This is a genomic window from Mesorhizobium sp. M1066 (assembly GCF_040318635.1).
Classification (GTDB): Bacteria; Pseudomonadota; Alphaproteobacteria; order Rhizobiales; family Rhizobiaceae; genus Mesorhizobium.
This window is the reverse complement of the sequence record NZ_JAMYMR010000078.1, coordinates 1-10,869: the sequence shown is the minus strand read 5'-3', so window position 1 is coordinate 10,869 and position 10,869 is coordinate 1. Positions and strand designations below refer to the sequence as shown.

7 protein-coding genes, 1 tRNA gene and 5 pseudogenes are annotated in these 10,869 nt (G+C 56.0%); 9 read left to right on the top strand and 4 right to left on the bottom strand.

Annotated elements, in window-relative coordinates:
• Nucleotides 1-92 precede the first annotated feature (92 nt).
• Nucleotides 93-1,028 carry a ribokinase gene (locus tag NKH52_RS34710; RefSeq protein WP_352968483.1) on the bottom strand — a complete coding sequence of 312 codons (936 nt, stop codon included), beginning with the start codon at nucleotides 1,026-1,028 and terminating at the stop codon, nucleotides 93-95.
• Nucleotides 1,025-1,795: a GntR family transcriptional regulator gene (locus NKH52_RS34705; RefSeq protein ID WP_352657982.1), complete on the bottom strand. Its 771-nt coding sequence runs from the start codon at nucleotides 1,793-1,795 to the stop codon at nucleotides 1,025-1,027. Before NKH52_RS34705 ends, NKH52_RS34710 begins: the two co-directional genes overlap by 4 nt.
• Nucleotides 1,796-2,095: 300 nt before the next feature.
• Here NKH52_RS34705 and NKH52_RS34700 point away from each other — a divergent pair.
• Nucleotides 2,096-3,241: pseudogene (locus tag NKH52_RS34700) on the top strand (sugar ABC transporter substrate-binding protein); the annotation flags it as partial.
• 53 nt (nucleotides 3,242-3,294) lie between these two features.
• Nucleotides 3,295-3,756, top strand: a complete 462-nt coding sequence (locus NKH52_RS34695; protein ID WP_352657979.1) for a carbohydrate ABC transporter permease — start codon at nucleotides 3,295-3,297, stop codon at nucleotides 3,754-3,756.
• A gap of 28 nt (nucleotides 3,757-3,784) precedes the next feature.
• Here NKH52_RS34695 and NKH52_RS34690 read toward each other — a convergent pair.
• Nucleotides 3,785-4,481, bottom strand: a pseudogene (locus NKH52_RS34690) (IS6 family transposase).
• 398 nt (nucleotides 4,482-4,879) lie between these two features.
• Between NKH52_RS34690 and NKH52_RS34685 the strand changes: the two are divergent.
• Together NKH52_RS34685 and NKH52_RS34680 are read left to right on the top strand one after the other, a co-directional pair.
• On the top strand, nucleotides 4,880-5,374 hold the full coding sequence (locus NKH52_RS34685; RefSeq protein WP_352657976.1) for a hypothetical protein: 495 nt from the start codon (nucleotides 4,880-4,882) through the stop codon (nucleotides 5,372-5,374).
• Complete coding sequence (locus NKH52_RS34680) at nucleotides 5,371-5,604, top strand: FkbM family methyltransferase (RefSeq protein ID WP_352657987.1); 234 nt, start codon at nucleotides 5,371-5,373, stop codon at nucleotides 5,602-5,604. The genes NKH52_RS34685 and NKH52_RS34680 overlap by 4 nt, the downstream gene beginning before the upstream one ends.
• 234 nt (nucleotides 5,605-5,838) lie before the next feature.
• Here NKH52_RS34680 and NKH52_RS34675 read toward each other — a convergent pair.
• Nucleotides 5,839-6,252 (bottom strand): annotated as a pseudogene (locus NKH52_RS34675) (DDE-type integrase/transposase/recombinase); the annotation flags it as partial.
• A 12-nt stretch (nucleotides 6,253-6,264) separates the two neighbouring features.
• Here NKH52_RS34675 and NKH52_RS34670 point away from each other — a divergent pair.
• The 5 genes and pseudogenes from NKH52_RS34670 to NKH52_RS34650 form a co-directional block, all read left to right on the top strand.
• Nucleotides 6,265-6,446, top strand: a pseudogene (locus NKH52_RS34670) (IS6 family transposase); the annotation flags it as partial.
• A 291-nt stretch (nucleotides 6,447-6,737) separates the two neighbouring features.
• Nucleotides 6,738-6,811: transfer RNA gene (locus tag NKH52_RS34665), tRNA-Lys, on the top strand.
• Between the two features lie 168 nt (nucleotides 6,812-6,979).
• Nucleotides 6,980-9,595: a hypothetical protein gene (locus tag NKH52_RS34660; protein WP_352657974.1), complete on the top strand. Its 2,616-nt coding sequence runs from the start codon at nucleotides 6,980-6,982 to the stop codon at nucleotides 9,593-9,595.
• Between the two features lie 202 nt (nucleotides 9,596-9,797).
• Entirely contained in the window at nucleotides 9,798-10,118 is a 321-nt protein-coding gene (locus NKH52_RS34655; protein WP_352657971.1) for a transposase, read from the top strand.
• Nucleotides 10,119-10,127: 9 nt separating this feature from the next.
• Nucleotides 10,128-10,813, top strand: a pseudogene (locus NKH52_RS34650) (IS6 family transposase).
• Nucleotides 10,814-10,869 lie beyond the last annotated feature (56 nt).

Below are 10,869 nucleotides of genomic sequence, written 5' to 3'. Positions count from 1 at the left end.
AAGAGCTGTCGTGGCGCGGATCACATCCACGATAATGCACACGTCTCCGGCAATAGCCAGGGGGCCCGTGGGAAGGAAAGCAACCTTAATCTTCATGCGCAAGCGGTCCGGGTTTTCATCAATTCTGAAATCTGATTTTCATCGGGCAATGCCGGAACCACGAGCTTTTTCGTGACTGCGAGGGCGCCCGCCGCAGTGCCGCGGCGAACAGCGTCCGCGAGGGTCAATCCACTGGCCAGCCCTGCAGCGAGTGCCCCGTTGAATGCATCTCCAGCCCCGGTAGTGTCGACGACGTTGACCGGGTAGCTCGCGATCTTGGTCAGTCCTTCGGGGCCGACAATCAAGGCACCATCCGTTCCCAGCGTCATGACGACATGCCCCACGCCGAGGTCGCGCAGTCTTGCCGCTAAATCGGCGTCGGCCTGCTGATCGTCCGCGTCGAGCCCCAGCAGAATGCGCGCTTCGGACTGGTTTGGCGTTAGGATGTCAACGTCGGCAAAGATTTGCTTCGGCAGGGCGCGCCCAGGTGCAGGATTGAGGATGGTCGTCAGTCCTCGCGCCTTTCCGATGGCAAGCGCGCGGGCCGCCGTCTCGACTGGGATCTCGAGCTGTGTGAGCAGGATGCCCGGGCTCTTCCAGGTGGCTGCGAAGGTTTCGACATCGGTCGCCGTAAGCCGCGCGTTGGCGCCGGGATCGGTGATGATGCGGTTCTCGCCTTCGGCGTCGAGAATGATAATCCCGGCCATCGTCGGTGTCTCAGTCATCTGCCTCACAGCCGAGCAGTCGACGCCTTCGGCGCGCCAAAGTTGCAGTGCCTCGTCACCGAATTTGTCGGTGCCAACGCCCGCCAGCAGTTTGCATCTGGCGCCGAGTCGCGCAGCTCCGATAGCCTGATTAGAGCCCTTGCCGCCATTTCCGAAGGCAAACCCCGACCCCAGCAGAGTTTCGCCCGGCGCTGGCACGTCGCCCACAATCCAAAACGCAACTCCGTACGAGCCGACGACGTAAACCTCGCAAGTGGGCATCATCTGCTCCCGCCGATTAATTGGCGTGGTTGAGCGATCGAGGCGCTCGTGCGCTCGATCCAGCCGGTATAAATGTAGCGATCGGCCCGGTAGGACGAGGACGAAAAGTAAATAACCTGATCGGTCGCGTCGAAGGCGGTACGGTCGATTTGCAGCACCGCAGCGCCGCTCGACACGTCGAGTGCTTTTGCCAGTTTGGCACGCGCGACGCCGGCCTTTATCTCCTGCCTGGCTCGCGCCAGAGCCACACCAAGCTGCCGCTCCAGAATTTCGGTGAGAGAGGTGTCGGCAAGGTCGAGCTTTTCCATGAGTAGACCGATTGCTGCTACAAACGAAACTGTCTCAACCGCTACGACCTCGTCGTCGATCGTCCGCACGCGCTCGATGGTCAAGACGTTCTCATCGGTCGGCACGTTTAGTGCGGCTGCAACCAAGGCGTCAGCGGGATGCCAGTCGACCGTCACGTGTTTAGTGCCCGGCCGGAAGCCACGCGTCACCGCTTCTTCCGAAAATCCTGAAAAAGTGAGCAGGTCCCGACCGATGTGACGTTTGGCAACGAAAGTTCCTTTGCCGGCGCGTCGATACAGCAAGCCTTCGCCGACAAGGGCAAGCACTGCCTGTCGCACAGTGCTGCTGCTGAGCTCATGCTGCTTCATCAACTCCATCTCAGTGGGGAGTTGATCGCCAGCATTGAAGACGCCGCTCTCGATCTGAGACCGAATGATATCGGCGAGCTGAATATGAAGTGGAGTTCTACCGGGCCGAATCATGAGGTCTCCCCAGGGCGACTCATTGCTACCACATGGCGTTAGCGTTTGGCAATATTAGGTTATTGCATTCTTGCAAGAAATAACCTAGCGTACGCTTTGAAGCGAAGGGAGTGGTTCCATTATGGTTCCGCAGAACGAACGGGAGGGGGAAACAGAATGACTATAGCGAGCTATCGCTTGGCTCGGCGTGGCTTCTTGACTGGCATGTTGGGGGTGTCGTCGCTGCCACTCCTTGGATCATTGCCGGCCAGGGTGCAGGACCAGACGCTGTGATTCTTCGGCTATGGCGACGGCGCCGATTTTCAGGGGCTCTTGGATGCTTTCGAAAAGGTGTCTGGCAAGAAGGTTTCTTTCGAAGGTGTGCCGTTTTCCGACCTTCAGAACACGATAGTCCAGCGCTTCCGGACGGGGAATTCCGGGATCGATGTCTTGCTCGTGGACCCGACTTATGTTCCGACGTTCTCCAAGCTGGGCATTTTGGCCGACTTGACGAGTGCCTTCGCAGAAAAGAGCAAAGGCACACTGTTCCCCAGCGACGTGCAGGGCGCTACCTACAACGGAAAGATGCTGTCAATGCCGATCGGGGAGTCAACGCAGCTCCTGTTCTTCAACAAGAAGCTTCTGGCCCAAGCCGCTGTTGAGGCGCCGGGTGTCTCGCCCGACGCGCGCTTGACCTGGGACAAGCTCATTGATCTGGCCAAGAAGGTGCAGAAAGGCGGAGCCGAGATCGGCTTTGGATTCGAGCAAGTCGATCGTTACTACCAGCTACAGATTCTTCCCGAGTCGCTTGGCGGTGGCCCAGGCGTCAAGGGTCCGGACCTGCTGACCGTAGACGTAGCCAACGATGCCTGGCTGCAGGCAGGAAAATGGTATGGAAGCATCTTCGCCGATGGCGTGGCTTCGCGTGGCCCGACCGGAGCTGAGATGCTTGACCTGTTCACAGCTGGCCGGCTCGCATTCCTTGTTGGCGGCCCTTGGTTAGTCGCCGCTTTCAACAAGGCCGACGGTCTTGATTATGGGGTGGCGCCTCATCCGTATTTTACCGGTGGCAAGGCGGTGACGCCTTCTGAATCGTGGCATTTTGGAGTGGCGGCGAACGCTACGAATGCCGACCTGGCTCTGGAATTCCTGAACTACGCGGGTTTAGATAAAGATGGGTCGCTATTCGCCTCCGACGAAGACGGTCTATCCGCGAACATCGCGGCTTCGGCCGAAGTGCTGAGCCGCATTCCCCAGCAGAATCCCAACCTGAAGGGTGTTGATTCTTTGATCCGCTATGAGCTCGCGAACACGGCTGTCCGGCGACCGCGTACACTCGGATATCTCCAGCTGGAGGAGCTGGTCACGCGTGCGTGGAGCGATATTCGCAACGGAAGTGAGGCTGCTCAGACGTTTACACAGCTTCAAAGTGAACTTGAGCGTAGTTTCAAGCGGATCGAGCGCTAAAAGCGATGGAGATGGGAGCGGTTTCTGAGGGACGGATTGTGAGGGCCGCTCCCATGATTGGTCGACGTTCAAAATGGAGAGCGGCCATAGCGCCGCTCCTCTTCCTGACGCCGGCTCTGGTTGCCCTCATCGGGTTTCGGTTGTTGCCGGCAGGTTGGCTCGTTCAGCAGAGCTTGTCCGGCCCCGACGGCGAATTCGCCGGGCTCGATAATTTCGGGTTTCTTTTCACGGCGCCTTCATTTGCCAAGACCCTGCACGCCACCCTAACCTTTGTCGCGGTGACCGTGCCGCTGCAGACGGCAATCGCTTTCGGCCTCGCTTTGCTGTTTGGCGAAAACTCACGGATCGTCTCGCTGCTGCGAGTTTTGGTGTTCCTGCCGGTATTCATCCCATCGAGCGTCGCAGCCATCCTGTGGGGGCGCTGCATACCGCCCGCAGGGATTGGCGAATGCTCTGTTGGCTTCTATAGGCGTGAGCGCTCAGCCGTTCCTCACTTTGTTGCAACGGCTGACTAGGGCGCAGAGAGGCCTGATGCGAGGTCAATCAGGGGGCGAGGATTTCGAACTGCTCGGCCAGGGACGGATTCGGGTTGAAAGCGTACCTCGCCTGTCGCTTGCGCATCATGTGGATCATTTCGATGCCGGACAGGATGGTGGCGGCGTGGCCGTCGATTTGAAGCCGAGCATCGGCCGGACCCGGCGCTTGATGTGCCGATGGTCCTGCTCGATCCGATTGTTCAAGTACTGGCTCCGGCGGATCCGGATCGGCTTCAGCCGACGCCGGGAACGATCCTGCAAGCGATTTGTGATGTTACAGGAAACGATAGCTCCTGGTTGGGCTGGCTACCATCGATGACGACGCGGTCGGGCCGGCCATGACGTGCCAGCGCGTTTCTGAAGAACCGCTTGGCCGAGAACAGGTCACGCTGCTCGCTGAACCAGAATTCGACTGTGTCGCCGACACTGTCGACGGCGCGGTAAAGATACATCCACTGGCCGCGGACGTTGATGTACGTCTCGTCGACATGCCACTTCCCGGTCACGCTACGCTTGCGCCGGTTGAAATGCTCCAGCAGTAGCGGTACGAAATGAACGGTCCAGCGGTGAATGGTCGTGTGGTCGACGGCGATCCCCCGCTCGGCCATCATCTCCTCAAGATCGCGCAGGCTCAGATTGTAGGCCAGGTACCAGCGCACGCAAAGCAGGATCACGGACCGGTCGAACTGACGGCCTTTGAAAATTCCAACCCTCCGAAAATGATCGAAGGCTCCTTGCCACAGTGCTGGTAATCAAAAGGTTGCAACAGATCCAATCGGCGCCTTCGTCGATACCGCTTTCAATACGCAACGGTACGCGCATGTCCGCGCCGCCACCAAGCACAACGCGCGATCTACAGCAAGTTTCGCTGTCTGCGCGTCACTTCGGCAAGTGGCTTGCCGGTTGGTGGCGCCGATGTCGCGAACCCGACAAAGTGTCGCGGCCATTCCAGCGGGCGCGCGTGCTTCATCTTTTCTAAGTGAGGAGCACCCCATTCCGCAACGTGGCACGCCGATTGCTGCGATGATGAGCAAGAGCCGCCGCGACAAACCGGTCGGGCGGCCCCGCACCAAGATCACAAGTTACATTGGAGCGCCGAGCCATGCTGTCCCAGTTTGAAAACCAGTCCATAAATCAAGAGGTCGCCAGGCTCAATCTACCGAACTCTCGGATCAAGCACTTCGCGCCGGCTAGTTACGCACAAGCTGGAGAAGACGTTATTGTCGAAGGAATACTGTCTGCAAGACTCTGCAAGAGCCAAAGATCTTGGGCTAGTGCGTTCTATGTCGAGATCGGCGCTAATCACCCCATCTCTACCTCAAGTACCTATCTTTTGTACCAAAGAGGCGCGCGAGGTGTTTTGGTTGAACCCAATCCCGAGCTGGGGGCGCTGATCCGGGCTGCGCGCCCGGAAGACGTTCTCGTGCGATCCGTTGTCTTGCCTGCTCCGCAAGCGTCTGCCACGCTCTTCATCGGAAACGCCCATGAGCTTTCGTCGGTGGATAAGGCACATGTGGAAAGTTTCGGCGACTTCGACGGTATAGGAGGTATCCGAGAGCATATTGAAGTGAGCGCGATCGGTATCAATGAACTATAGCGCCTTATGCCAATAAGGTCGATTTTTTATCAATCGACTGCGAGGGACTAGATCACGATCTCATTAGGGCCTTCGACTACGAGCGCATCAGACCTGCTGTCATCCAATGCGAGCCAAGTGAGCATTATCTGAACGGCATCAGGGACCGGATCATCAATCTGATGGAATGCAGGTCATACCGGCTTGCTGCAATGACTAACGTCAACCTCATCTTCGAGCGATTGCCCTGATGGAGTGGCGCAATCGAACGCTGTCATTGAACAAACACCAAAGCCCTGCCATGGCGTCCGACCCTCGGGTGCCGCGCGGCAATCAGGCAAGATGGGAGCGCGTATGCCGCATGTACCTTAGGCGGGCAACTAAGGCCGTCCAGCGCTGGTAATTCCATATGTGGACGTATATTATATGGACGGTTTTGTTGCAACGGCTGAATAGGGGCGCAGAGAGGCCTGATGCGCGGTCAATCAGGCGGCGAAGATTTCGAACCGCTCGGCCAGGGACGGATTCGGATTGAAAGCGTACCTCGCCTGTCGCTTGCGCATCATTTGAATCATTTCGATGCCGGACAGGATGGTGGAGGCGGTGGCCGTCGATTTGAAGCCGAGCATCGGCCGAACACGCCGCTTGATGTGCCGATGGTCCTGCTCGAGCCGATTGTTCAAGTACTGGCTCCGGCGGATGCGGATCGGCTTCAGCCGGCGCTGGGAGCGATCCTGCAAGCGATTTGTGGTGTCGCAGGAAACGATCGCCTCGTGGTTGGTCTGGCTCCATGACGCGATCCGGTTGGCCATGACGCTCCAGCGCCTTCTGAAGAAGCGCTTGGCCGCCGGCAGGTCGCGCTGCTCGCTGAACCAAAACTCGACTGTGTCACCGACAGATGTGCCGCTGCAAAACGGGAGCGGATGATGCATGGCTTCCGATCACCAAGAGCACCGCAACAACGCTTCGTTTCGATCTTCTCGGCTCTGCGCAATTCTTCGTCCAGCCCCGCTCAAAACGCTCCGCGCTCGCTACACATATTCACCGCCTGCAGGCCATGGCAGAATGGAAAGCTGTGGCCATGGTCAGCTGACATCAGCGGTCGCAGGTCTCAACGCGTGTATATGCAGACAACGTGAGATCGCACTTTAACACTTCTTCATCAAAACATCACAAAGACCAGGTGCGTACACACGCTATTGTTCTGAACATAATCAAACACTTGGGATACAATGCCTCACTCCCGTCGCTACGTTGACGGCAACTCTATAACTGATAGTCTTCGGCCAACGGTTTGCTGAGCCGAAGATGGTCACTCAATGGTCGGATGTATTTTGACGTTAGCCGCATTTCGATTCTGCAAGAGCAGGGGTAAAACGATGAGATAGGGATCGTCTGGCGGTAGGACAGCGGAGTTTTGCTCGGCAGACCCTGGTTCGAACCCAAGTCCCTCAACCAGTTCAGGACATCTCTATTTTAATTGCCGGCTTCTTGGAAAACTCCGTAGCGAACGCGGTTGCCGCTGGCCTCGACAATTTGGCGATGCGGAGGGCCTAGACCCAAGAGTGGACGACAAGTGAGAAGTTCTCAGCCAGAACGATTGCACTTGCGCGAAGGAGAAACACTATGCAGCCTATACTGGAGCGCTTGTCCGCCAAGATAAGGCAAGCCGATATTGATCAGTCTTCCGGAAGCTTACGTATTGAGGATATGTTTGCTCCTGACTTCGTGCCGCATATTTCCGCCGGAGACGACGTCTATCGGTTTATCGGTCACTCTGATGCAATGTTTCCATACGGGGAACGTCTAACAGAACAGATCAACCAATGGCAAAAGCCGGAGGATCGCCTTCTCTCCAGCAACATGCGTCATACCCACCATAAGACGCAAATAACGGCCCACGATATCCCCAATATTCTGGACGAATTTGGCGCTTCCGTAAAGGTACTCTCACTCGACTGCTTCGATACGTTGCTATGGCGCAAAACAGCGACACCCAAAGACGTTTTTGCCGTGCTGGCCGATAATCCCGTCGGGCGAAGGTTCGGGATAACTCCTCACCAACGCATTAGCGCTGCTGCGCGTGCCTATCGAGCGAAGCCTTTGGAGAACGGATCCAGGGAGATCGATATCGGTGATATTTATCGGATTTTTACATCGCTTTCTTGTGAGGAACGGGAGCTATTGGCCGAGGCGGAAATCCGGACCGAAATGAATGTTTGCTTTGCATTCTCACCGTACGTTGAACTGATCAGGCTGGCGCACACCCGTGGTATCAAAATTATCGTCGTGAGCGATACGTATTTGCGCGAAGGCGAGTTAAGGCGCCTCTTGGCTCGGCATTTGCCTGCGGACGCTATGCAGGCAATCAGCAAGATTTACTGCTCTGTCGATTATGGGACGTCGAAGAGCCATGCCCTTTTTCACATTGTAATCAAAGAGTGTGGCATTCCTGCATCGCAACTACTCCACATCGGGGATAATGACGTATCCGATGCGCAAGCGCCGCGGAAATTGGGCGTACGTGCGCTGCATTTTCTGCAGTTTGATCGTGAGGTCGCAGACTTCTTGCGCCTACAGCACGCGGCATCTTCGTTGATTGTACTCGAACAATCAGCACCGGAAGCAATTGTTCTTCCCTGCTATAGTCCATTTCGGCCAATTTTTTCTGTAGCAAACCTGCAGCCGTACGCGCCTGAGACAGTGATCGGCTACATGTCGTTCGGCCCGCTGCTATACGCTTATGCCCGTTTTCTTATGGACGAGGTGGAGACACTACAACAGCAGGGCAAGCGAGTAGGAGTCTTCTTTCTGTTGCGTGGTGCTTATCTTCTTTCAGCCGCTTGTGAAGCCTATGCGGGCAAGCCCGTCGGCACGCTGGTACGAATCCGCAACTTCGTTGCTGTTGCGGCCTCTTTCAAAACCCGCGCCGATGTCGATTATTACATCAGCGGGATCAAGCCCGAAACTCACGATCTTCATGCCACTGCAAAACAGCTTTTGCTTCCGCCGGAAGTGACGGAATTGTTAATACGGATCGCTCATCAATCTGACGATCCACGAACGGCGTTCCATCAGTTGCTGCACGACGACGATGTGTTAGAGTTGATATTCAAGAACTCCTCTGCTTTGCGTGTGCGCTTGCTGCGCTATATGTCAAAGGAATTGGAGTTGAAGCAAGGCGATACCATTATCTTGGCAGACACAGGCTATATCGGCAATACGCAGATATATCTGGCTCGCACGTTCAAAGACGAATTGAAAGTCGACATACTGGGGCGCTATGTGGTCGGCTCCGACGAACCTTACCGTTCGGCGAACAGTAAAGCACTCATTACGTCGCCATGGTGGCATTGCAGATTATTTGAGCAATGCTGCACTCTTAAGGAAGGAACACTTGTCGACTATGACTTATACGGAGAGCCAGTTCTTGGGGATATCATATTGGGTGATAAACAGTACGAGAAGATTGCCAATGTTCAGGCTGAATGCTTGCGGTTCATTAGTGATGCGACGACGTTTTTTACCGAGTCTAGTGTGACGCACGAGTATTCTATTTTGCAGCGGGCCGCCCATGCAGCTCTATTTCGTCAGATCTACATGCCTATTGAAGCGGAGTTGGAATATTTCAAGGATTTCGAGGACGACAATTTTATGGAACCAGATCGCAAGAAGACGATCTATCATCTAGAAAGTGCTGGGAAGAATGCGAGGTGCCTGGCCTCACCGTCTCGGCTGGGCGCATATGAAACGCGCAGCTTGGGGCTTGACTTCACATTCAGCGGTCTGGTGCAAAGAAGATTTCAGCTTGATCTAGGCTCAGAAGATATGAATGTGCGTTTTTCACCTCTGAAAATCTCGATAGGGAGCATACACGAGTCCAAGGTCTTCTTGCTTAGGGCACACCATCTGCATGATGGATATTTCTCCATGATGCTGCCATATATAAGCGGCACCAGTGTAAAAATGCTCCTGGGGGAGCACTACGAATGGTTGCAAATCGAAGATATACAACTTTTAAATAGTGCAAGAAGCGTGTGTGGAAATGTGTCGAGCTCTCTCGATTTGAAAGAAATCAACCGGGAGGGAGAGATTTACCAATGCCTGTCACGGGCAAGTGTCGCGACAATACGTCCCGTTGATTTGCAACAGTTCAACGCGCCTCATTACTACAATATGATCTTTCGCCCATTGGTTTCGAGGACATCTGAGCCGCCGCGGAGTCGAGGCGATTCGCAATAAAGGAGGAAAATTCATGCCGTCTGCGCAACGGTGATTCACTGGCTCCGAAGTGATTCGGAGGATAGCAGTGCGCGGCGGCGACGATACAACTGGCGAACTGTTCAGTTCCTGTGGGGGACCGGCGCGGTGGCACAGTGAGGTCGCCAAAACATCTCACCTTTGGAGGCTAGGAGACCAGTGCGCGGGTGTCTGGACTGGCGTGTTGACCTGTGATTCTCTCAATCAGTACATTGGATTGAGGGATGCGGTGTCACGTCGGCGCATTGGTCAGGAAAAGTTTGGTTTTGCTGTTGATCGCGGCCAGCATTCGTCTTTGGATGCGCTTGCCAGACTGATTGACTGGGTGCCGATCGATCAGGCCCTTTGTGTGATTTCCTGCTCTGCGAAGGGTGAGTCTGCTTGGCCGCCAGAGGCCTTGTTCAAGGCGATGCTGCTGTCGATCTGGTACGACTTGTCCGACGTCAAGCTTGCCGAGGCGCTTCACGACAGAGGATGGCGTTATCAAAAGAGATTTGCGGCATAGACCGATAGCATGAACACCGCGACCGTCAGCTACAAGCGCCATCGTTTCCCGCCGCAGATCATCGCCCATGCGGTCTGGCTCTACTACAGGTTCCCCTTGAGCCTGCGTCTGGTCGAGGAAATGCGTGGTTTCGTATGAGACAATCCGCCGGTGGGGCATCAAGTTCGGTCCGCATTACGCTCGCCGCTTGCGCCGCAAGCAGCACAGCCAAAACGATGTCTGGCACCTGGACGAGGTCGTCATCACCATCGCCGGCAGGAAACACTGGTTGTGGCGCGCCGTCGACTAGGATGGTTATGGGGCTCGACGAGATCGTCCAGAACCGCCGCGACACCAAGGCGGCCAAGCGCTTGCTGACGCGGCTGTTGAAGAAGCAAGGCGTCGCGCCGAAGCGCATGATCACCGACAAGCTGCGCTCCTATGGAGCAGCCAGGCGACAGGTGATGCCGGGCGTCGAGCATCGGTCGCATAAGGGATTGAACAACCGGGCGGAGAATGCACATGTGCCGCTGCGAAAACGGGAGCGGATGATGCAAGGCTTCCGATCACCAGGAGCACTGCAACGCCTCGTTTCGATCTTCTCGGCTCTGCGCAATCTCTTCGTCCCGCCCCGCTCAAAACGCTCCGCTCTGGCTACACATATTCACCGCCTGCAGGCCATGGCGGAATGGAAAGCTGTGGCCATGGTCAGCTGACATCGGCGGCCGCAGGTCTCAACGCGTGTATATGCAGACAACGTGACATCGCCCTC

What these genes read in the sequence shown, in the direction of transcription:
- NKH52_RS34710 (WP_352968483.1), bottom strand. Translation starts at nt 1,028, where the DNA reads ATGATGCCCACTTGCGAGGTTTACGTCGTCGGCTCGTACGGAGTTGCG.
- NKH52_RS34705 (WP_352657982.1), bottom strand. Translation starts at nt 1,795, where the DNA reads ATGATTCGGCCCGGTAGAACTCCACTTCATATTCAGCTCGCCGATATC.
- NKH52_RS34695 (WP_352657979.1), top strand. Translation starts at nt 3,295, where the DNA reads ATGATTGGTCGACGTTCAAAATGGAGAGCGGCCATAGCGCCGCTCCTC.
- NKH52_RS34685 (WP_352657976.1), top strand. Translation starts at nt 4,880, where the DNA reads ATGCTGTCCCAGTTTGAAAACCAGTCCATAAATCAAGAGGTCGCCAGG.
- NKH52_RS34660 (WP_352657974.1), top strand. Translation starts at nt 6,980, where the DNA reads ATGCAGCCTATACTGGAGCGCTTGTCCGCCAAGATAAGGCAAGCCGAT.